Annotated in this window: 19 protein-coding genes; 9 read left to right on the forward strand and 10 right to left on the reverse strand. The window is 57.5% G+C overall.

The window, feature by feature from the left end; genetic code table 11:
• Positions 1 to 117: 117 nt before the first annotated feature.
• Positions 118 to 1,794, forward strand: a complete 1,677-nt coding sequence (gene rpsA / locus ETC27_RS11695; protein WP_136255167.1) for a 30S ribosomal protein S1 — start codon at positions 118 to 120, stop codon at positions 1,792 to 1,794.
• Positions 1,795 to 2,001: 207 nt separating this feature from the next.
• Here the strand turns inward: rpsA and bioA are convergent, their stop codons facing one another.
• On the reverse strand, positions 2,002 to 3,294 hold the full coding sequence (gene bioA, locus ETC27_RS11700) for an adenosylmethionine--8-amino-7-oxononanoate transaminase (RefSeq protein WP_136255168.1): 1,293 nt from the start codon (positions 3,292 to 3,294) through the stop codon (positions 2,002 to 2,004).
• A gap of 238 nt (positions 3,295 to 3,532) precedes the next feature.
• Here bioA and ETC27_RS11705 point away from each other — a divergent pair, with 238 nt between their 5' ends.
• Positions 3,533 to 3,910, forward strand: a complete 378-nt coding sequence (locus tag ETC27_RS11705) for a histone-like nucleoid-structuring protein, MvaT/MvaU family (RefSeq protein ID WP_136255169.1) — start codon at positions 3,533 to 3,535, stop codon at positions 3,908 to 3,910.
• Positions 3,911 to 4,312: 402 nt separating this feature from the next.
• On the opposite strand, the gene ETC27_RS11710 is transcribed toward ETC27_RS11705, so the two are convergent.
• The 6 genes from ETC27_RS11710 to pilB form a co-directional block, all read right to left on the reverse strand.
• The gene (locus ETC27_RS11710) at positions 4,313 to 5,239 is read right to left on the reverse strand and encodes a DNA replication terminus site-binding protein (protein WP_136255170.1); all 927 of its coding nucleotides are present in this window, start codon (positions 5,237 to 5,239) and stop codon (positions 4,313 to 4,315) included.
• 12 nt (positions 5,240 to 5,251) lie between these two features.
• On the reverse strand, positions 5,252 to 5,479 hold the full coding sequence (gene yacG / locus ETC27_RS11715) for a DNA gyrase inhibitor YacG (protein WP_136255171.1): 228 nt from the start codon (positions 5,477 to 5,479) through the stop codon (positions 5,252 to 5,254).
• An 80-nt stretch (positions 5,480 to 5,559) separates the two neighbouring features.
• Positions 5,560 to 6,171 carry a dephospho-CoA kinase gene (gene coaE, locus ETC27_RS11720; RefSeq protein WP_136255172.1) on the reverse strand — a complete coding sequence of 204 codons (612 nt, stop codon included), beginning with the start codon at positions 6,169 to 6,171 and terminating at the stop codon, positions 5,560 to 5,562.
• Positions 6,168 to 7,019: a prepilin peptidase gene (locus ETC27_RS11725; RefSeq protein ID WP_136255173.1), complete on the reverse strand. Its 852-nt coding sequence runs from the start codon at positions 7,017 to 7,019 to the stop codon at positions 6,168 to 6,170. The genes coaE and ETC27_RS11725 overlap by 4 nt, the downstream gene beginning before the upstream one ends.
• A gap of 92 nt (positions 7,020 to 7,111) precedes the next feature.
• Complete coding sequence (locus ETC27_RS11730; RefSeq protein WP_136255174.1) at positions 7,112 to 8,341, reverse strand: type II secretion system F family protein; 1,230 nt, start codon at positions 8,339 to 8,341, stop codon at positions 7,112 to 7,114.
• Between the two features lie 64 nt (positions 8,342 to 8,405).
• A complete protein-coding gene (gene pilB, locus ETC27_RS11735) occupies positions 8,406 to 10,175 on the reverse strand; it encodes a type IV-A pilus assembly ATPase PilB (protein ID WP_136255175.1) in 1,770 nt (589 codons plus the stop codon).
• 447 nt (positions 10,176 to 10,622) lie between these two features.
• Here pilB and ETC27_RS17735 point away from each other — a divergent pair, with 447 nt between their 5' ends.
• Positions 10,623 to 10,991: a prepilin-type N-terminal cleavage/methylation domain-containing protein gene (locus ETC27_RS17735; protein WP_340162683.1), complete on the forward strand. Its 369-nt coding sequence runs from the start codon at positions 10,623 to 10,625 to the stop codon at positions 10,989 to 10,991.
• Positions 10,992 to 11,279: 288 nt separating this feature from the next.
• On the opposite strand, the gene ETC27_RS11745 is transcribed toward ETC27_RS17735, so the two are convergent.
• The 3 genes from ETC27_RS11745 to ETC27_RS11755 form a co-directional block, all read right to left on the reverse strand.
• Positions 11,280 to 12,497: a GGDEF domain-containing protein gene (locus ETC27_RS11745; RefSeq protein ID WP_136255176.1), complete on the reverse strand. Its 1,218-nt coding sequence runs from the start codon at positions 12,495 to 12,497 to the stop codon at positions 11,280 to 11,282.
• A 5-nt stretch (positions 12,498 to 12,502) separates the two neighbouring features.
• The gene (locus tag ETC27_RS11750) at positions 12,503 to 13,114 is read right to left on the reverse strand and encodes a hypothetical protein (RefSeq protein ID WP_136255177.1); all 612 of its coding nucleotides are present in this window, start codon (positions 13,112 to 13,114) and stop codon (positions 12,503 to 12,505) included.
• Between the two features lie 283 nt (positions 13,115 to 13,397).
• Positions 13,398 to 13,679 carry a hypothetical protein gene (locus ETC27_RS11755; protein ID WP_136255178.1) on the reverse strand — a complete coding sequence of 94 codons (282 nt, stop codon included), beginning with the start codon at positions 13,677 to 13,679 and terminating at the stop codon, positions 13,398 to 13,400.
• A gap of 371 nt (positions 13,680 to 14,050) precedes the next feature.
• Between ETC27_RS11755 and ETC27_RS11760 the strand changes: the two genes are divergently transcribed.
• The 6 genes from ETC27_RS11760 to ETC27_RS11780 all read left to right on the forward strand — a co-directional run.
• The gene (locus ETC27_RS11760) at positions 14,051 to 16,000 is read left to right on the forward strand and encodes a TolC family outer membrane protein (RefSeq protein WP_240724891.1); all 1,950 of its coding nucleotides are present in this window, start codon (positions 14,051 to 14,053) and stop codon (positions 15,998 to 16,000) included.
• 50 nt (positions 16,001 to 16,050) lie between these two features.
• Positions 16,051 to 16,197: a hypothetical protein gene (locus ETC27_RS17290; protein WP_168709057.1), complete on the forward strand. Its 147-nt coding sequence runs from the start codon at positions 16,051 to 16,053 to the stop codon at positions 16,195 to 16,197.
• Between the two features lie 160 nt (positions 16,198 to 16,357).
• Complete coding sequence (locus ETC27_RS11765; protein ID WP_240724892.1) at positions 16,358 to 18,514, forward strand: type I secretion system permease/ATPase; 2,157 nt, start codon at positions 16,358 to 16,360, stop codon at positions 18,512 to 18,514.
• On the forward strand, positions 18,511 to 19,944 hold the full coding sequence (locus tag ETC27_RS11770) for an HlyD family type I secretion periplasmic adaptor subunit (protein WP_136255179.1): 1,434 nt from the start codon (positions 18,511 to 18,513) through the stop codon (positions 19,942 to 19,944). Before ETC27_RS11765 ends, ETC27_RS11770 begins: the two co-directional genes overlap by 4 nt.
• A 235-nt stretch (positions 19,945 to 20,179) precedes the next feature.
• Positions 20,180 to 20,569, forward strand: coding sequence for a response regulator transcription factor (locus tag ETC27_RS17585; RefSeq protein ID WP_240724893.1), 390 nt, complete (start codon positions 20,180 to 20,182; stop codon positions 20,567 to 20,569).
• Between the two features lie 127 nt (positions 20,570 to 20,696).
• Positions 20,697 to 21,877, forward strand: a 1,181-nt coding sequence (locus ETC27_RS11780; RefSeq protein ID WP_136255181.1) for a retention module-containing protein, incomplete at its 3' end; no start/stop codon positions are given.

Consider the following 21,877-nt stretch of genomic DNA (forward strand, 5'->3'; position numbering starts at 1 on the left):
TCCGCTCAGGTCTAACCAGCGCTAACATCCCCGGAGCATATTGCAGTAGGCCCGCACTCGCTGGTGGTGCGGAGAAGGCGGTAAGCCGCCATTCAACGTTGATCACGTAGGAACATCATGAGCGAAAGCTTTGCTGACTTGTTTGAACAGTCTCTCCAAGACATCAACATGGAGCCGGGCGCCATTGTCATGGCGACCGTCGTCGACATTGAAGGTGACTGGATCACCGTCAATGCCGGTCTGAAATCCGAAGGCCAGATCCCGTCCGCGCAGTTCCGCGACGACAACGGTGAGCTGACCATCGGTGTGGGCGACGAAGTCAAGGTCGCACTCGAAGCCGTGGAAGACGGTTTCGGCGAAACCCGCCTGTCCCGCGAGAAAGCCAAGCGCGCCGAGGCGTGGAAAGAGCTGGAAGCAGCCTTCGAGAAGGATGAGATCGTCAAGGGCGTGATCAACGGTAAGGTCAAGGGCGGCTTCACCGTCGACGTGGCTTCCATCCGTGCCTTCCTGCCGGGTTCGCTGGTCGACGTTCGCCCGGTGCGTGATACTGCGCACCTCGAGCACAAAGAGCTGGACTTCAAGGTCATCAAGCTCGACCCCAAGCGCAACAATGTGGTGGTTTCTCGCCGTGCCGTTCTCGAAGCCGAGAACAGTGCCGAGCGTGAAGCACTGCTGGCTACCCTGCAGGAAGGCCAGCAGATCAAGGGTATCGTCAAGAACCTGACCGATTACGGTGCCTTCGTGGACCTGGGCGGCGTCGACGGCCTGCTGCACATCACCGACATGGCCTGGAAGCGTATCAAGCATCCGTCCGAGATCGTTGCCGTCGGCGACGAGATCAATGTCAAGGTGCTGAAGTTTGACCGTGAGCGTAACCGTGTATCCCTGGGTCTCAAGCAGCTGGGCGAAGATCCCTGGGTCAACATCAAGGGTCGCTACCCGGAAAACACCAAGGTCACCGCGCGCGTTACCAACCTCACCGACTACGGCTGCTTCGCCGAGCTCGAAGAGGGTGTCGAGGGTCTGGTCCACGTGTCTGAAATGGACTGGACCAACAAGAATATCCATCCGTCCAAAGTCGTCCAGGTTGGCGACGATGTCGACGTGATGGTCTTGGATATCGACGAAGAACGTCGTCGTATCTCCCTGGGTATCAAGCAGTGCACCACCAACCCGTGGGAAGACTTCAGCGCTCGCTTCAACAAGGGCGACCGCGTTTCTGGCAGCATCAAGTCCATCACCGACTTCGGCATCTTCATCGGCCTGGATGGCGGTATCGATGGTCTGGTGCACCTGTCAGACATCTCCTGGTCAGAGACAGGCGAAGAAGCCGTGCGCAACTTCAAGAAGGGCGACGAAGTTGAAGCCGTCATCCTGTCTATCGATCCGGAGCGTGAGCGCATCTCGCTGGGCATCAAGCAGCTGGACAGCGATCCGGTTGCCGAGTACCTCGCCGTCAACGACAAGGGCTCGGTTGTGACCGGTCGTGTCGTCGAAGTCGATGCCAAGGAAGCGCACGTTGAGCTGTCAACCGACGTCGTTGCTGTGCTCAAGGCGTCCGAGATCAGCGCTGACCGTGTTGAAGACGCACGTAATGTCCTGAATGAAGGTGACAGCGTCGAAGCGCGTATCGTGAGCGTAGATCGCAAGAGCCGCTTGATTAACTTGTCCGTCAAGGCCAAGGATCAGGACGATACCCGTAAAAACATGGGTCGTCTGCGCGAGCAGCAAGAGACCGAGTCTACACCGACCACCATCGGTGACTTGATCAAGCAGCAGATGGGTCAGGACTAATTCCTGCCCGGGCGCCTCGGCTTGCCGAGGTGTCCTGATTGCTTGAACAAAAACGCCGCCCTTTGGGGCGGCGTTTTTCGTTTCCGAGTGTCAGGTTTTATGGATTCATTTCAGTTGCCAGCAACTCTATAAGCAACTCTCCAAGCAGCTCTCTACGTGGCTAGTTTAAAGCCAGGCTCCATCACTTCGCGTCACAACCCAGCGCTCTCATTCAGCCGGTAATGGGTGGTGGGCACTCAAGAACCACTCCTTCATGGTCGTCGTAATCAGGCGCATCTCATCATCGAGCGTGACATAGGCCGGCATCGTGTAAAGCCAGCGGCCGAAGCTGCGCAGCCAGACGCCACGCTCGCGGGCGAATGCCTGTACGTCCTCCAGGCTTGTCTCGTCGTGTACTTCGATCACTGCCGTGGCGCCGAGGGCGCGCACGTCTCTCACGGCCGGGTGAGCCTTGAGGTCGGTATCCTCGACCAGCTCCTGGCGTAGGATGGCGTTGAGTGAGGCGATCTTGTCCAGATAGTTTTCTTCTTCGAAGACGGCCAGGCTCTCAAGTGCGACGCGGCAAGCGAGAGGGTTGCCCATGAAGGTGGGGCCGTGCATGAAGGCATGATGAGGATCTTCGCTCAAGAAGGCGTCAAAGACCTCGTCAGTGGCGAGAGTTGCTGCATGGCCCAGGTAGCCACCGGTTAGGCCTTTGGAGAGCACCATGATGTCTGGCGTGACGTTGGCATGGTCGGCGGCGAACATTTTGCCGGTCCGCCCAAAGCCGGTGGCGACTTCGTCGAAGATCAGCAGCACGCCGAACTCATCGCAGAGTGCTCTTGCTGCCTCAACATAATAGGGCGAGGTCATGTTGAGCCCACCAGCAGCCTGCAGCAGAGGCTCCATGAGCAGTCCGGCAATTTCATGGTGGTGGGCTTCGAGCACATCACGTAAGCGCTTTATATCGGCTTCTACCTCGTCTCGAGTGGCATCGAAGGGGGCGGTGGGTGCTGGAGCAAAATGGTGCGTGGGTAGAAAGCCGGAAAACAATGAGTGCATGCCTTCCTCGGGATCACAGACTGCCATGCAGCCGGCCGTATCGCCATGATAGGCCTTCATCAGTGACAGCATGCGGTATTTGCCTTTACGGCCACGCTGTACCTGATACTGCACAGCCATCTTCATGGCCACTTCCATCCCGACAGAGCCACTGTCCGAGAAAAAGACATGATTGAGTCCAGGCGGCGTTACTCGCACCAACGCCTTTGAAAGCAGGTCTGCTGGTTCATGCGTCAGCCCGCCAAGCATCACGTGGCAAAGCGTATCGGCTTGTTTCTGGATCGCTGAGACTAGCCTGGGGTGAGCATAACCATGAATCATGCACCACCAGGAGCAAGTGGCATCCAGTAGTTGCTCCCCGCTCTCAAGAGTGAAGTGTGCTCCTTTACCGCCTATTACTTTAAGGGCTGCGGCTTGAGTCTGCATCTGGGCATAAGGGTGCCAAAGTGAGTGGCTCATGGGGATCCTCTTTGTTAACCTTCTATTCTGATAAGGTTAACAGATGAGCTCGTTGTCAACCATGCCCAGTGCTCACTCATGAGGCATTGTGGAAAAATTTTTAATAGAGGTAATGTGTTCGACACTTATATTGTCGTTTTAAAAGAAAACGATTAAACTCCTCTTAAAGTCAGATACAGCTCTGCTTGCAAAATCAGCGATCCCGTTGCGATAAACCAGTAGCATATAAGGAATGACCATGTCCCTGCTCAATGACTACATGCAGAAAGAACAGATGCTCAAGCAGCTCACTGATGAGCTGCAGAAGATGGAAAACGACAACCGTCTGAAATCTGAGCTCGAGTTCAAAGAAAAGCTAGAAGCATTGATGAAAGAGTACGGCAAGAGTGCGGCCGATGTGATCGAGCTGGTCGATCCTAAAGCTGCTTCGCGCGCCTACGGCTCCAAGACTGAGGCTACTGGCGGCCGCCGCAAGCGCAAGCTGAAGATTTACAAGAACCCGAACACCGGTGAGGTCGTCGAAACTCGCGGCGGCAACCAGAAGACACTCAAGGCCTGGAAAGATGAGTACGGCAGCGACACTGTCGAGTCTTGGTTGGTCCGCGTGGAAGAGTGATTTAGCCTCTTGCTCGGAAACCGCCTCCGGCTTTTGTCGGGGGCGGTTTTTTTGTTTTTATAGACACCTCTTCACTCTAGGGTTGAGTTCAGGCGCTCTATTCCCTGTGCTCGCAAGGATTGTCTCTAATTGGCAACACTTGACGTGACGAAGTTGCTAGCCAATGGCTGCTTTTTATCCATATAAATAATGGGGTTAATAGTGCGATGCCTTATCAGGTCCCTCATTGATATTGAGAGCCCTGAAGTAAGCATCAGTAGGCTTCGCAAGAGTGGCTTATGAGGCGTGGAAGTCTGAGCCGGGGCTTGAGCATAGTCCACACAGCCGGTGTTTCGGCAGCTGTTGTGATCTTGGCGGTGATGCCGGAAAAGTTGTCAAACGCAGGACGTCTTGGTCGGCAACCTAACGGTAACGATAGACCCTAATGCTTGGCAGGAAGCATGTTTCTTCGAGACGCTCGTCGCTTCGTTTGGCCCGTGTCCGCTTTTCCTGCGGTTTCGGTGGGGGGGTATTATGATAGGGCAATCGTCCATCTGCGCTGGGAATGAAGAGCGGTAATGCGACGTTCATGGCCCGGCGCTCGCGTCCATCGGCGAGGGGGTCGGCAAAGAACAGATTGGCTCGCATCAGTGGCGCCTGCTTCTGCACTTGAGCCAGGGGTTCACTATCCGGGATGCTAGCGAGATGTTTGAGCTGAATGCGGATATGCGGCGAATCAACATCGAGTGCCAGCAGTTTTTTCTCGGCGTCTCGAACGCTAAGCTTCTTGATTGAGCGGCCGCTGGAATACCAAGCCAGTCGCACGCGTGAGAGTGGTGCATTCGCGACCGGTAAGGCACGCCAGCATTGTTTGAGATGAAGCCTAGCGAGCCCCTGGCCCGTCAGGTGAGCATGCAAGGCGGGGTGTCGGAACGGTAATACCGCCTTGATTTCAGGGATCAGGTCAGCGGCATGCTCGCGAATTTCCCCCAGAATGTGAGCGAAGTCCTCTTTGGCTGCATTGACCTTGGCCACATGCTTAAGCATGAGCTCGTCAGCGGCGATCAGGCCAATATAGCTGCGGGTGGTGCGACCGTCCTGCCCATCCTGGTACCAGAAGTCCAGCAGGGCTGACCGGAGCCAGTCGGCATCGGGAGTAGGGTGGTGCAGCGCCCAGGCCTCGGCGCCATGTTGATGGCCTTGCTCACGGCATTGTTCGCGATAGTGGTCCACCAACGCTTCAATGCGATCGATGATCGTGTCAAAGGCCGCTTCAAGCTCGGCCAGCAGGCGATATTGCGACTGCTGAGCCTGCTGTCTTGCCTGGTACTTGCGATGGTCGTCCTGCATGGGGCTGGTTCGTTATTCCTGGCCGCGTTCGGCGCGCATGATCATCTCATCGATGTCGGTCTCATCCATGGCAGGCTCGCCGGCAATGCGATGCGACTCATCGGCCCAGGCACCCAGGTCGAGCAGCTTGCAGCGCTTCGAGCAGAACGGACGATGCAGGTTATCCTCGATCCAGGCTACCGTCTTCCGACACTGCGGGCAGGCGACTTCCAGAGGGCGAGAGTTGTTTTTTTGGCTCATGTGAGTCCCATACAGGCGAATGTTGGCGTCAGGATGCCCAAACCTGGCAGGCAAGGCAATCCAGGGATGTCGAGCGAGTATCACTCGAACGCGACGAGACGACGATAGAGCGTGTCGAGCTTCGCCACTTGATGGGCGAGCGCGTCGGCGTCTTGGCTATTGTCGATGACATCGTCGGCTTTCGCCAGGCGCTGCTCCCGGGGCATCTGTGCGGCGATAATCGAGCGCGCCTGTTCTTCATCGACGCCATCGCGGCTGGCGGTTCGGCTGATCTGGAGCGCTTCGGGAATATCGATGACCAGGCAGCGGTCAACCAGGCGATACTGGTCTGACTCAAACAAGAGCGGAGACACCAGCAGATGATAAGGGGCATCCGTTGCTGCCATGCGAGCCAAATGGGTTTCGAGGCGCTCGCGTATGCGCGGATGGGTGACCGACTCCAGCCATGCTCGTTCGGCGCTATCGGCGAAGACGATCGTGCGCAGGGCTCGGCGGTCCAGATGGCCATCGGCGGTCAGCACGTCATGGCCGAAGTGCTCGGCGATCTCGGCGAGGGCGGGCTCTCCTGGCTCCACCACCTCACGGGCGACATCATCGGCATCGATCCAGTCGATGCCATGAGCGGCGAAGGCCCTGGCGACGGTCGATTTTCCAGACGCAATGCCGCCTGTGACGCCTATTGTCAGACTCATGATATCAGGCCCTGATAAGCGGCCTGAAGCGGTGCGCCCGCTAACAGGGCGATCCAGCCGGCCATCGCCAGGAACGGGCCGAAGGGCATCGGTGCACCGCGCAGCCGCGGAACCGCAAGCTGTACGAGAATACCTACCAGGGCGCCTACACCGGCCGAGAGGATCAGCATCATGGGCAGGGCCTGCCAGCCGAGCCAGGCACCCAGCGCCGCCAGCAGCTTGAAGTCGCCATAGCCCATCCCTTCCTTGCCGGTGACAAGCTTGAAGAGCCAGTAAAAGCTCCATAGCGACAAGTAACCAGCCATGGCGCCAATGACGGCTGCATGAAGCATCAGCGGTTGGAACAGCAGTTGGTAGCCGAGTCCGACCCAGAGTAGCGGCAAGGTGATGATGTCGGGCAGTAGCTGAGTGCGGAAGTCGATGACTGCAAGCACGAGCAGGCTTAGGCAAGCGCCTGCCAGAAAGACACTCTGTAGGCTCGCGCCGTGAATCCCGAGGACGGCCACGATCAACGCCATGCCTGCGAGTTCGATCAGCGGGTATTGCAGGCTAATGTGCTGTTTGCAGTTCGCACATTGTCCCCGACGCTTGATGTAACCGATCAGCGGAATATTGTCGTGCCAGGCAATCGGGGTATTGCAGGCAGGACATTGCGATGCTGGCGTGATCAAGTTGAAGGTGGCGGTCGATTCTTCTTCAAGCTCAAGCGCTTCTCGGGCTTCGCTCCGCCAGCCGTGCATCAGCATGACAGGCAGCCGAGTGATTACTACGTTCAGGAAACTGCCCAGGCACAGGCCGAGCACGATGACCAGCGGCCAGAAGAGGGAGGGCGGTAAATCGGCAAGCAAAGGTGACTCCTGGGCTATACATGTTCAAGAAAAAACGTTGGATGCTCGCGTGCCCATACGGGCTTGCCAGCGACAGGCGTGCCGGATTGGGATCAGAGGACGCTGCCCAGTTCGAATATTGGCAGGTACATGGAGACGACTAGACCACCGACCAGCACACCGAGCACGACAATGATAAAGGGCTCGAGCAGTGAGGTCAGGGCATCGACCTTGTTATCGACTTCTTCTTCATAATAGTCCGCCACCCGATTGAGCATCGCATCCAGCGAACCGGCTTCCTCACCGATGCCGACCATCTGCACGGCAAGGGGCGGAAACTGTTCCGTCAGCCTCATCGCGAAGTGCAGCTGCTGGCCGGTCGAGACATCATCGCGGACCTGCAACACCGCGCGCTCGTAAACCTTGTTGCCTGAGGCGCCCGCAGCGGTCTCGAGCGCCTCGACCAGCGGCACGCCGGCCGCGAAGGTGGTGGCAAGCGTACTCGAATAGCGTGACACCGATGACTTATCGAGGATATCGCCGATCACCGGGACCTTGAGAGCCAGCGCATGCATTCGATAGGCGAACGTCTCGGAGCGTTTCATGCCCTGGCGGATCAGCATGATGCTGGCAACGATCAGGCCGATTCCCCACAGCCAGTATTGCTGAGCAAATTCGGACATCGCGATGGTCATGCGTGTCATCGCGGGAAGCTCGGCACCGAAGCCCTGGAACAAGCTCTCAAACTGCGGGACCACCTTGATCAGCAGCAGTGCTGTGACGCCAATCCCCACCCCGATAACGGCAACCGGATAGTAGAGGGCTTTTTTAACGCGACCCTTAAGTGACTCGATCTTTTCTTTGTAGGCGGCCACTTTCTCAAGCATATGGTCGAGCGACCCCGATTGCTCGCCGGCCTCGATCATATTGGTAAACAGGCGATCGAAGTGTCTTGGATGCTTGCGCAGTGCATCCGAGAAACTGGTGCCCGCCGCGACATCATTCATGAGCTCCTGTACCAGGCCGCTCATCGCGGGGTTCTTGAGGCTTTCCGCTACCACCGAGAAGGCCTGCAGCATCGGCACGCCGGCCTTGATCATGGTGGCCAGCTGGCGGGCGAAAACCATGATGTCACGTGGCTTGATCTTGCCCATGCCGCCGCCAAGGCTGCTCTTGCGGCGAATGCTGTTGACCAGAATGCTCTGGTTCTTGAGCTGCTGCTCGACCTCGCTTTTTTCTCTGGCGACGATCTCGCCAGATACTTTGCGTCCGCTAGGACCCTTTCCCGTCCACTTCCAGCGTTGCAGTTTCGCTTGTTTGGTTGCCTTGGAATGTCGCGCCATGGGCCGTCCTATAAAGTGATGAAAGGGCCGTGGGAGTAATGGTCAATAGCGCCATGCAGCGGCGTCAATCTCGAATGATGCGGTTGATCTCTTCGAGGCTGGTCATTCCCTGCATGACCTTGAGCAGGCCGCTGCGCCGCAGATCGGGGTGGCCCTCGTTACGGGCTTGGTGATCGAGCTCAATGGCATTGCCATTGCGCATGATCAGCTGACTCATGGATTCGCTGATAGGCACGACTTCATAGATGCCAACGCGCCCCTTATAACCCAGCGTACAATGTCGACAGCCGACCGGATGGTAGATCGTCGCCTGCTGAATTTCCTGGTCATTGAAGCCTTCTTCTTTCAGGGCCTCGACCGGCAGGTTAGAGGCTTCCTTGCAATGCTGGCACAACCGGCGCGCCAGACGCTGCGCGATGATAAGCGACACCGAGCTTGCGATGTTGAACGGGGCGATGCCCATATTCGACAGGCGGGTCAGGGTTTCGGCGGCTGAGTTGGTATGCACGGTGGATAGCACCAGGTGGCCGGTCTGAGACGCCTTGACGGCGATCTCGGCGGTCTCAAGGTCACGAATCTCGCCGACCATGACCACATCAGGGTCCTGGCGCAGGAAGGCGCGCAAGGCGCTGGCGAAGTTCAAACCAATCTTTGGCAGCACATTGACCTGGTTCACCCCTGGCACCTTGATCTCGACCGGGTCTTCCGCCGTTGAGATATTGCGCTCACCGGTGTTGATGATATTGATGCCGGTATAAAGCGATACCGTCTTACCGCTGCCGGTGGGGCCGGTGACCAGAATCATGCCCTGAGGGTCTGACAGTGCCTGTTCGTACATCTCGCGCTGTGGCGGGGTGAAGCCCAGCGAGTCGATCCCCATCTGCGCCGTGGTCGGGTCGAGGATGCGCAGCACCAGTTTCTCGCCGTACACCGTGGGCAGAGAGCTGACACGAAAATCGATGGAGCGCTGCTTGGAGAGCTTCAGCTTGATGGCGCCATCCTGAGGCAAGCGGCGCTCGGAGATGTCCAGCCGCGACATGACCTTGAGGCGTGCTGCTATGCGAGTGCGCATGCCAAAAGGCGGGCGTGCTGCCTCGACCAGTATGCCGTCAATGCGCATGCGAATCCGGTAGCTGGTCTCATAGGGTTCGAAGTGGATGTCTGAAGCACCGCGACGTATCGCATCCAGCAGCACCTTGTTGACGAACTTGACCACTGGCGCATCATCGCTGCCGGCGGTGATGGCTTGGTCGTCTTCGGCGCTATGCTCCTCGTATTCGAGTCCTTCGAGGTTGTCACTGGCATCATCCAGGCCCTCAAAGATATCGGCATTCTCATGGTGACTGAGGTAGCTCTCAAGAACGGGGCCGAGTTGGTCGACTGGCGCGAGTATGCCTTCGACCGTGAGGTTGGTGGCGAACTGCAGCTCATCAAGCAGTGCAAGGGTAGACGGGTAGGGCACGGCTACCGTCAGTCGGTGTTCGCTGCGATACAGCGGCAAGACCGTGAGCTTACGAAGAATTTTCTCCGGCATCTCCTGTGGGGGTGGAAGACTATCGAGCCGCAGGGCATCCAGATCCAGCAATGGCAAGCCATATTCCCACGCTGCCGAGAAAGCCGCTTGGCGAGCAGGCACCAAATCGTGTTCAACCACATGCCGCATCAAGGAGACTTCTTCTTCCTCGGCTTCCTTGATGGCCCGTGTAGCCGCCGCCTCTGTCATTTGGCCATCATTGACGAAACGCAGCGCCAGGCCACGCAGGTTCGAGGCGGCGCTAGAATCATTGTTGGCTGAGTCTTGATTGGCCCCACCCGGCGGCGACGATTCGTACATAGGCCCTCCTGTTTGGACTCGCTGGCTACGACGAAGATGCTATCTCATTCTATCTGGTTAGACGCTACTTAGGCAGTGCTTGGGAAATGCCGTGGGTGACCGCGGTATTTTTCCATGACTCAGATGGTGGCCAGCCACGCCAAGAGGGCAGCATCGCGTGTAAAAAAACATCGTAAGATACTCATTTCATTGCCTTGCCCTCCTCGCTTGGCTGGCATACTGTGGGCGACAGCGAGGTGGCCAGGCGCAACGTGCTGATGATGTTGAGTATTAGTGTTTACTGTACAGCTACCACCATGCTACTTGTAGCGCTAGTATTAAGTACTGAGGCGAGTCTGCGAGGCAGAAACGGGCAGTCGGGCAGACACACACTAGCAACATCGCCTTTCGGGGCAGCCAAGCAAGGGGAGAAGCATGAAACAACAGGGCATGAAACGTATTAAGGGCATGCAGTCAGGGCAGGGTGGTTTTACCCTGATTGAGCTGCTGATCGTCGTGGCGATTATCGGGATATTGGCAGCGATTGCGATTCCCCAGTATCAGGATTATACGCAGCGTGCTTCAGATAATGCTTGTGAGTCTGATGCTCGAAGTTATGCGACAGCCGTCGGCGTGGCAAATGTTGACCCTGGTACAGATATTCCTAAGGTGACTGAAGTCCTTGGAGGATATGCAGACGAAGACGTTGGTACTGCTGCGACTGGTGATGATGCTGCTTGTGCATCATTAAATTATGACAGTGCAAATAGTGAAGTAGATTGGACCGCTAAAGATAGTGGTGGAACTGGTGACACCGGGAGTGTCAGCTTGGGTTAGGGCTAGTGGCTAAGTTGAAGCAGCGTTCTAATCTCCAGCTAGCTTTAAATTACCAGCGGCAGGCAGCGATGCCTGTCGCTGGCTTTTCTGTATAAACGCTTCATCACGTTTAGAGGTGAATAGTCACTTCAGAGTGGCCTGCACGGGCATGCAAGCGACGGGGTTGCTCATCGGGTAGATACTCAGAGCGAACTGGCTATCTTCGTTTTCAAGTTCCAACTTGTACGAGCTATGTAGCTCAGCGAAGCAGGTGGCCTCTGAGGTTGTCAGTGATCTCGACATCTTTCATCATCTCTGTCGGTATCCTCCAGAGTTGGTTTCCAGAGCCGCTGTAGTTGGTTCTTTAATGGCCGCGTGCTCTCGATACACCACCACCCGATCCCGCCCGCCTGCCTTGGCAAGATAAAGTGCCTCGTCGGCACGTGCGTAGAGCACATCGAAGTCATAGTCGTCTACATCATGAGTAGTGGTCAGGCCAATGCTAGCGGTAATCGTGAGGGTGCCACCGTCATGGGGGATTTCCATTGTGCCGATGCCCTGATGCAGCCTTTCGCAGAACTCGAATGCGCCTTGGGCGTTGGTATCCGGCATTAGCAGGCAGAATTCTTCCCCTCCGATGCGAGCCACGACATCAGATTTTCGAATTAGGCGTTTGAGTGTCTGAGCGAGTTGCTTTAGTACCAGGTCACCAAAGGGATGCCCGTACTGATCATTGATGCGTTTGAAATGATCAATATCAATGATGGCGAGGCTGACAGGGGCACCGGAGCGCTTGCTAAGAGTCAGGGTCTGTTTTGCCTTGCTTGTGGCCGCTCGCCGATTGTCGAGTCCCGTCAAGTCATCCGTCGCAGACAAGTGCTCAAGCGCGCTTTGCTGGCCCAGGATCTTTTCGATGGCGATAAGCAGCCCGATGATGACAACCAAGACCAAGGCGCCCAGGGCGATAATGATCTTCGTCATCACTGACATGATTTTCTGCTGCTCTGACGCACCCCGCATCATCAGCGTGTGTAGCTCGCTGTAGATGTAGGCAAGACTGTATTCGATCTCTTCCGTTAGATTCTGAAGCGGCACAAGTTGCTCGGAATCCTCAAGCACATCCTGGGCCTTGGTTTGTGCCTGCTTGAGCAGCTTGTCCAGCCGTACAAATTCAGTAGTGATTTGTTGGGTATCGCGCGGTGTTAGTTGGCTTCTCTGCAGGTATTGCTCGATTGTCGTCTGGCGGCTATCGATAATCCATAGCGCCTGCAGCAACTGTTGTTGATGCAGCGGTTCAGGGTCATCCAGCAAGTTGATGCTGGAATGAAGCATGGTTTCACCATCGTGCTGGGCCCTCACGATCTCGTTTGAGAACGAGATGTAATCGGCGTCCATCTGCTGTTGGGCATAGTTGGCATAGAAGGTGAGTGCGGTGACCGCCAAACCAGACGACAACAGAAACACCACCGACATCAGCAATCGACGGCGGCGGCGTTTCATACTGGCCCAGGCCTTGCGGAGCGCCATGGCTTTCAGCCTGCATCAATCGTTGCTAGACCCCAGATCCATTTGTCTAACGGTTCCTCGCCTTTTAGAACGGCCTCTGCATCTTCGGGTACTACTACCAGCAGTGGACCAAGCTGGCTTCGAGGGACGGGAGCGCCGTCGAAGCGAGTGACGAGAAGGTAGGCCTTTTCCTGGAGTTGTGCCTGCTTGAGGAATACGGAGTAGTTATCGACGGCAATCAGTCTCAACCTCGAGGCGTCATCCAGTTCATAGGCGTTGAGGAAATCCCTGAGTAATACGCCACTGTAGACGCCTTCTGGCCCTTCGGGGTGTTGCAGGGAGACATCATGCAACGGCAGCTGCTCGATGTCGGCCAGAGAGACGCGCTGTTGCTGGTCGGCTGCCTTGATGGTGAGGATAGGCGTTGTGTCTTCGGAAGGGATGATCTCGCTAGAAGAGAGCTCTGCTGCCTGAAGACAAGAGCTAAAGATCACGCCGGCTAGCAGACAGGCCTGCAAGATGCCTTTACGGATGGGAGGTGGATTGACTGTTCGATTTCCCATGGCGGGAAATGCCTCATTTAAGAATGCACTAAGCATTGTCTTGACCTTCCCTGTGGTATTGCTGCCTTGCGGCATGAGCCGTTGTCACCAATGGCTTGTTTTTTGAGCGATATCCGAACCGGAGGGGCTGTGCGCTCACTGCTCTAGTTACTGATTGTTACTTTAGACGAGATGTATACAGTTGTGAACAGCGAGAGGGTGGTGGAGCGACCTCTTGCGATTGGGGGAGTTGCTGATGACGTGATGAGTGTCATTCAGCAACCATTTCGACACCCATTATTTCAGTATGTGCTGTCTGATATTTATCTTTATGAGGAGGCGCTTCATATGAGTGCGACTCATGTCAGCACGAATCATGTCAGTACATTGCCTGATCTTCACTGACGACTTCCTTAAGCAGCTCCAGGTACAGCTTGTCGGCATCTGAGTGCTCACTGGGGTCTTCCGGAATATGCACGCTAGTTGTGTCGGAAATGTCATTGGCGATGCGGGCCATGATCTTGGCATCCGAGCCTTCGGCCAGATGTTTTCGAGCGACCACCAGAGATTGCTCGAGAATCTTGGGGTCCTGCAGCAGTTTCTTGATAAAACCGCGTAGCTCATTGATTACACGAGTCTTTTGTATTTCTGATGCGGACATTGACGGCTCCTTAGTCGTTGTCAAAAACGTGACGAAAAAATAGACCGGGCGTGGCAGCTGCCACGGGTTGGCGAGACCATAGCATATCGCCTTTGTGACGGTGAGCCGACGGTGCCACTGAGTGTTGGCATTATTGTGTTTGTAGGCAATAGCTTACGCCTGATGTTGTTACACTCCGATACAATGGGTGGGCTGAATAGTGTTAAATCTCATGCTCATTAATGAAGGCGCGCTCCGTATTTTTTGGCAGTCGCCCATCAGAAATTATGGCAGGCTCTCTATTAGAGTCTAATGTAAGCTGGCAGTGTCACTTGTAGCCGGTGGCGAGCCCTTGCCTCAGAGCACCTAGGCCGATAAACGGACAATATCTCATGACAACTCCCTCCGCCTCAGTTTCCTTTATCCCTCGCACGAGCCGTCATCGCTCCGCCTCGCGCTGGCTTGCTGGCTCGTTGCTGGCGGCGACGATGATGCCGGCAGCGCCCATCATGGCTCAGGAAGCGCCTGCGGGCAGCATGACACTTACTGAGGCTGTGCGTCAGGCCGTAAATAGCAATCCCGAGGTGCAGGCCGCCTGGCATGCTTTACAAGCATCACGAGATGAAGTCGACGTGGCACGTGGGGGCTATTTGCCTAGTGTGGATGCGACCGCGGGCGTTGGGCGTGAAGCGGTGTCTGATGACGGTGCTGGCAGCTACAGTACCGATTTCGTCGAGCTTACCCTGACACAGATGCTGTACGACGGTTTCTCGACTCAAAATGAAGTGGCGCGTCTCGACCAGGCCAAGCAGGTACGCTTCTTTGAGCTGCTCGATGCCAGTGAAGAAGTTGCCTCCGACGTTTTTCGCGCCTACGAAGATGTACGCCGTTACCGTGAGCTCGTGTCGCTTGCAAAGGACAACTATGCCAAGCATCTGCGTGTGTATCGCCAAATCGAGGAGCGCGTGGCCTCCGGCACAGGCCGAAGGGTCGATCTGGAGCAGATCAGTGGTCGTCTATCACTGGCGGAGTCCAACCTGATGACCGAGGCGGCTAACCTTCACGACGTTAGTGCCCGCTTTCAGCGTCTGGTGGGGGTAATTCCGGCTTCGACCCTGGCACCGCCTCCGGCGCTGGACCAGGCCTTGCCAGACTCATTGCAGAATGCCTTGAACATGGCGTATCAGGGCAATCCCGGTTTTCATGCTGCGATTAAGAATATTGAGGCGACGCGTAATGAATTGGCCGGAACGCGTTCGGCTTTTCAGCCTCGGCTCGAGTTCCGTGCGAGCACTGGGAGCGATAACGAACGCTCTGGCGTGACTCGTCGCGATAACAGTTCGGCGGAGCTTGTCGCCAGCATGAACCTGTACCGAGGCGGTAGTGATCAGGCGCGGTTCCGTCAGGTCAGCGACGAGGTGGAGCGCAGCATCAGCCTGCGCGAACAGGAGTGTATGGGGGTCCGCCAGACCACGTCGATCGCCTATCAGTCTGCCCTGCGGCTTGAAGAACAGCAGCGCTACCTGAACCAGCACCGGCAACATATCGACCGCGTGCGTGGTGCCTATCAGCAGCAGTTCGATATTGGTCAGCGAACCCTGCTAGACGTGCTGGATAGCGAAAACGAGTACTTTGATGCAAGTCGTGCCTACGCCAATGCGCTCTATGATCAGCGCATTGCCGAAGCAGACACCCTTGCCGCTATGGGTGAGCTGCTGACCGAGCTTGAGGTGCGCCGCGAGGGGCTGCCGTCACTTGGAGAGCTTGGGGGCGAGGATGTCACGATTGACCCTGATGCGATTTGCCCGTCGCAAGGGCCGGCCAGTCTTACGCTACGAGACCTGACGGCTGAGCTCGATGTTCCCAGCGTCGCTTCGCCGGATGTGGTTTTCTCGGCGGATGCGCTATTCGCGCCTGGTAGCGCTGAATTGTCTGCCCGAGCCAGGGAGGAGCTCGCAGGTCTGGCGGCAGAGCTCATGGCTCGAAACGACCTGGCTCGTGTCGTCATTGCCGGCCATGCCGACAGTACCGGCAGCGATGCCATCAATGAACCGCTGTCGCAGGCGAGAGCCGAGCAAGTGGTCGGGTATCTGGCGAGTCGCGGTGTCGACAGGGCATTGCTGGTCGCTCGTGGCTTTGGTTCTCGTAAGCCGGTGGCGACCAATGACACGGCCGATGGACGGCGGGCAAACCGTCGCGTCGAAATTAATTTCGAAACGCTGGACTTCGGCTTCGATCGCTCGACGATGCGCCCGGGGTCGCTTTCTGCATCCTACGGTGATGCCGATGGCGGTGCTGTTACCCTGGCGGAGCGAACGCACGCACCTTCTATTTCCAAATAGCGGCATTGAGCGCTGAAGAGCGAGCATCCTCTCTGAAGGAGGAATTGACAGTGCACCTGGCAAGCGAGCTGTGGGTGGTCGGTGATGTCGACCTGCAGCGCTCTCGGGTTGGTCCGGTGGTCGTGATAGAGCGATCGTCGCTGCAGGTTCTGCTCTACGCATTGGGTTACATCGGGGCCTTTGTCGTGCAATCGTAACGGCCTCTCGGGATGTACGAGGCCGATAGGCGCCCCCTCGAGTCAGCACGTCATGTCTATTCGGCAAGTGTCTGGCTCGAGCTTACTTTTTGTTTGAATCGTCGAGGTTCCATTGACCAGTGAAGCGAAAAAGGCCAAGGACGCCTCCCACGACCTGCCTTTGCAAGACACGCAAGCCCAAGACATACCACCTCCCCAGGATGACCTGCTGACATGCTTGCAGGTGGTGGCCCAGGCGCATGATCGGGAAACCCACCGAGATACACTGACGGCTGGCCTACCGCTGGAAGAAGGGCGCCTCACGCCTTCCGTGTTCGCGCGCGCTGCCAAGCGTGCTGGTCTATCGGCGCGTCATACGCGATGCCGGCTGGTTCAACTGAACCCGTCGCTGTTTCCGGTGGTGTTGCTGCTTGAGCCAATGCGGGCCTGCGTGCTTGTGTCTCTAGATGTCACCGAACGCCATGCCAAGGTGATCTTTCCTGAGCTTGGTGAGGCGGCGGTCGATGTGTCGCTGGATGAGCTTCAAGCTCGCTACAGTGGCCGTGCGCTCTATGCTCGCCCAGCCTTCCGGTTTGATGAGCAGAGCCCGGAGCGCGGTGCTGCCCGGCATGGCCATTGGTTCTGGGACGTGATTCGCGAGAATCGTCGCGTCTATCGTGATGTCCTGATCGGCTCGGCGATCATCAACCTCTTCGCCGTCGCCATGCCGTTGTTTGTGATGAACGTCTATGACCGCGTAGTCCCGAACCATGCGTCCGAGACACTCTGGGTGCTGGCGATCGGCATCTTCGTGGTGCTGTGTTTTGATCTGGCCCTGCGTCTGATGCGCAATGCCTTCGTGGATCTCGCCGCTAGCCGTGCCGACGTCAAGCTCTCGTCGTCGATCATGTCGAGGGTGCTGGGCATGCGGATGGAGGCAAAACCTGCCTCTACGGGGTCGTTCGCCTCAACATTGCAGTCCTTCGAGTCGGTTCGCGCCTTCATCGGTTCGGCCACGGTGGTGGGGTTGGTGGACCTGCCTTTTGTGCTGCTGTTCGTCACTATCATTGCGTTAATTGGTCTGCCCTTGGTCATCCCGATCCTGGTCGGCATCGTGTTCGTGCTGCTTTATGGTTTGGCCGCCCAGCGTCGCTTGCATGAGCTATCGGCCACTACCTGGCGTGCGAGTGCGCAACGCAATGCCACCCTGGTGGAGTCGCTTAGCAACCTGGAAACCGTGAAAGCACTGCGTGCTGAAGGGCGTATTCAAGCTATCTGGGAAAGGTCCACGGCCTTCTTGTCACGCACCTCGGCTCAGCTTCGCCTCACCGCTTCTTCGGTGACTAATGTGGCAATGTGGACGCAGCATACGGTGGCGGTGGCGGTGATCGTGGTCGGTGTTTACATGATCATCGCGGGGGATCTGACCCAGGGTGGCCTGATCGCGGCCTACCTGCTGTCGTCCCGAGCCATGGCGCCGATCAGCCAGTCTGCGGGCCTGCTCGCGCAGTATCACCAGGCATCCACGTCTCTTGCGTCATTGGATGAGGTCATGGCCCAGCCAACCGAGCATCCTGATCAGCAGCAATGGGTGTCGCGCCCTGTGATACGTGGCGATATCGAATTCTCGCGGGTGTCGTTGTCTTACCCGAATGAGCAGCGTGAGGCGCTCCGTGAGGTGTCGGTCAAGCTGGCGGCGGGTGAAAAGCTTGCCCTGCTGGGCCGGGTCGGGTCGGGCAAGTCGACCCTGAACAAGCTGCTGCTGGGCCTCTATCAGCCTAGTGCTGGCGCGGTGACCATTGATGGCATAGATATCCGTCAGTTTGATCCTCTGGAGTTGCGTCGTCACATTGGTTATGTGCCTCAGGATGTCAGCCTGTTCTTTGGCTCTCTGCGCGACAACGTGATCGCCGGAGGGGGTAGTGACGGGGTGAGCGACGAGATTCTGCATTGGGCCATCGACGTCGCGGGACTCAAGGACTTCGTCAACAGTCATCCGGAAGGGTTGGATATGCCGGTTGGCGAGCGGGGCGAGCGGCTATCTGGCGGGCAGCGTCAGAGCGTGGCGATTGCTCGTGCGCTAGTACACGATCCGCAGATTCTACTGCTCGATGAGCCGAGCAGTGCCATGGATCATGCAAGCGAAGAGGCCTTCAAGACTCGTTTGTCGACTCTTGCCAAGGCCAAGACGGTCATCGTGGTGACTCACCGGACCTCGTTGCTGTCCCTGGTGGACCGGGTAGCCGTGCTCGATGGGGGCAAGGTGGTGGCCGATGGGCCGCGAGATCAGGTTGTTGAGGCGCTGCGCAAAGGCAAGATCGGGAGGGCAGCACGATGAGCCGAAAGGACGAATCCGCCCGCCATGCCGAGCAGAAGGGCTTCGAAGCCGTGGGGCATGTGTCGGCCAGGGGAGGCAAGGTGTTGCGCCCGCTGGTCGACCGGCTCTTCGCCAGGCGCGTGTCTTCCGCCCATCTTGATCGCGACTGGGCCACGGATGCCGATTGGGCGCGAATTCAACAAGAGCCTCTGCGGGCTCGGGCGCTGCTTTACGGCATGGTACTGGCCATCGCGAGTCTACTGGTATGGGCCTATTTTGCAGAGCTTGACGAGGTGAGTCGTGGCACTGGGCGTGTGATTCCTTCCTCGCAGCTTCAGCGCGTGCAGTCGTTCGACGGCGGTGTGGTCAATGCGATTCTGGTTGAGGAAGGCGAGAAGGTCGAGGCTGGCCAGCTACTGATGCGTATCGACCCGACCCGCTTCATTTCAACTTTTCGTGAGAACCGAGCTCGAGCGCAAGCCCTGCAGGCACGTGCTGCGCGTCTGCGTGCCCTGGCAACGGGGACTGATTTTGATCCCCCTGAGGCGCTGCGCGACGAGGCGCCAGAGCTTGTTTCCCAGGAGTCGGCGCTTTACGAGAGCGGTTTGTCTGCGCTTGCTGAGCAGCAGGGCGTGCTGCAGGAACGTCTCAGTCAACGTCAGGCCGAACTCTCCGAAGCCCAGTCGCGGCTGGCCACGGCGAGTCGCGAACTCAACCTGGCTACCCGGGAGCTGTCACTGACACGACCTTTGCTTGACTCTGGTGCCGTGTCAGAGGTGGAAGTACTGCGTCTTGAACGAGAAGTTTCTCGCGTCAGAGGGGACCGAAATCAGGCTCAATCACAGGTAGCGCGGCTCGAATCCGCCTCAGAAGAAGCGCGGGCTCAGCTTCGGGAGGCGCAGGCGGAAAAGCGCAGCGAATGGCGCAATCAGCTTTCCGAAACGCTGTCCGAACTTTCTACGCTCGATGAGTCGAGCACCGGGCTCAAGGATCGTGTGCGACTGGCCGAACTGCGCTCCCCCGTAGATGGCATTGTGCAGCGCTTGACCATCAACACGATTGGCGGCGTCGCCCAGCCTGGCCAGGATGTGGTCGAGATAGTGCCAACCAACGATCAGTTGCTGGTCGAGGCACGTATCGCACCGCAGGATATCGCCTTCCTGCGACCTGGCCAGCCGGCCACTATCAAGCTTACCGCCTACGATTTCGCGGTCTATGGTGGGGTGCCTGCCGAACTCGAGCATATCAGCGCCGATACCATTACCGATGAAGAAGGCAATACCTTTTATCTAGTCCGGGTCAAGACGCAGGCCGATGCGCTTAACGCGGATATTGACATCATTCCCGGCATGACTGCTGAGGTGGATATTCTCACCGGCAAGCGCACGGTCATGGAGTACCTGCTCAAACCCCTGCTGCGCGCCCAGCAGAATGCCCTGACGGAGCGTTAAATCAATGATCCAACATTGGTTTCTATTGTCGTCTGACCAAGTGCCATTGCGATGGCACGAAGCATTTCCGGAAGGACTTTCTGGTGATGAGTCGACACTGAATGATCGTCTGGAAATGCCATGCCACGTCTGGGTTCCCAGCCAGCTGCCGGATTGGGAGGTTAAAGTCACACGGTTATGCGCATGTGGCGCTGTTGTCTGTGTGCTGTCGCTTCAGCCAGATAGCAGTGAGGCCATGCGTGCCTTCGCCGCAGGCGCTCGAGGCTATGCCCACGTCTTCTCACCCTCTGAGACGCTCAAACAGGTCGCGGTAGTGACCGAAAATCAGGGCGTGTGGATGGGTAGCGAGCTCTTGTCTCGGGTCGTTGGTGCTAGCTTTCGGGCTCTCGGTGGGCGTGATGGCGTCCAGGTCGAGCGGTTGGAACGTCTAACTGAGCGGGAGCGGGCAGTTGCTCTTGCCGTGGCCGAAGGCCACAGCAACAAGGAAGTGGCCAGGCAGCTCGAGATCACCCCCCGCACGGTGAAGGCACATTTAGGTGCCATCTTTCGCAAGCTCGAGGTGCGTGACCGCATGCAGTTGGTCCTGATGCTATCTCGCCAGGCGTCCGCCAGTCCTCAGCACTAGTTTTTGCATACTGTACTATCGGTACAGTATCCCTTACGTACCTCACGTCATAGCCTTACTGGTATAAGCCATTTTTCTGCCTTCGACATCGATGTCGAAGGCGCTGCCCTAGTCGGGAGTGTTCATCATGTCCATTGCAACTGTTGTCTCTATTACTGGTCAGGCGTGGGCGCGTGATGCCGAAGGTAATCTGCGCGAGCTTCAGCAAGGTGACCAGCTACTGGACGGCGAGACCTTGGTGACGTCCGATAACGGAGCGGTGGAACTAGATTTTGCAGATGGCCTGCCGCCGGTTGCGATCGGGGGCGGCCAGCAGGTGGCGATGAGCGACGAGTTGAATGCAGACGCCCTTATCGAGCCGGATGATGCCAGTGCACAGGATGAGGGCATCGAAGCATTGCTGGCGTCACTGGAGGGTGAAGGCGACCTTCTCGATGACTTGGAGGCAACTGCCGCCGGTGGTGGCGGTGGCGCAGAAGGCGGCGGCCATAGCTTCATCCAGCTGGCGCGCATTTCGGAATCTGTTGATCCGCTGGCATTCTCTTTCGAGAATGCGAGCAACACTAATGTTGTCAACGACGGCGAAAGTTCACTCGAATTTTCTGCTGACGAAGCCACGACGCCTCTCGACACCACTCCTCTCGACAACACTGCCGAGGTCACCGTTAGTCTGGCTGACGTCTATAGCTCGAATGTCGCCAATACGCTGATCAGCGGCACCACTACCGACGTCGAAGCCGGCCAGATCGTCAACCTGGTGATCAGCGACGACGATGCCACCACCGCTGATGTTACCGCCAGTGCCTCAGTTGAGGCTGATGGCAGCTATGCCACCACCGCTGATCTGAGCAGCCTCAATGACGGTGGCTTGAGCGTGACCGCAACGGTCGAAGATCAGGCGGGTAACCAAGCCAGTGCGACAGACACCGCGACGCTGGATACCGGCTACGGCGACGAGGGCGACAGCAGCACCAACGCCACGGTGGATATCACCGACCAGGACGGTGAAGAGACCATCAACGGGGAAGGCGACACCGCCACCATCACCGGCAGCATCGGTGCCAATGGCGCAAGCCTCGACAGCCTGGTGATCAGCGACGGCGACGACAGCACGGACGATCTCGTGCTGAATGTGGACGACATTACCGTCGACGCCACCACCGGCAACTACGAAGTGACCGGCGTTGACGTCAGCGGCCTGGCCGACGGCACCCTCACCGTGACCGCCAATAGCACCGACACCGACGGCAACACGGCCGCGCCCACCGACACCGTGACGCTGGATACCGGCTACGGCGACGAGGGCGA

Source organism: Onishia niordana (assembly GCF_004798965.1).
Lineage (GTDB): Bacteria > Pseudomonadota > Gammaproteobacteria > Pseudomonadales > Halomonadaceae > Onishia > Onishia niordana.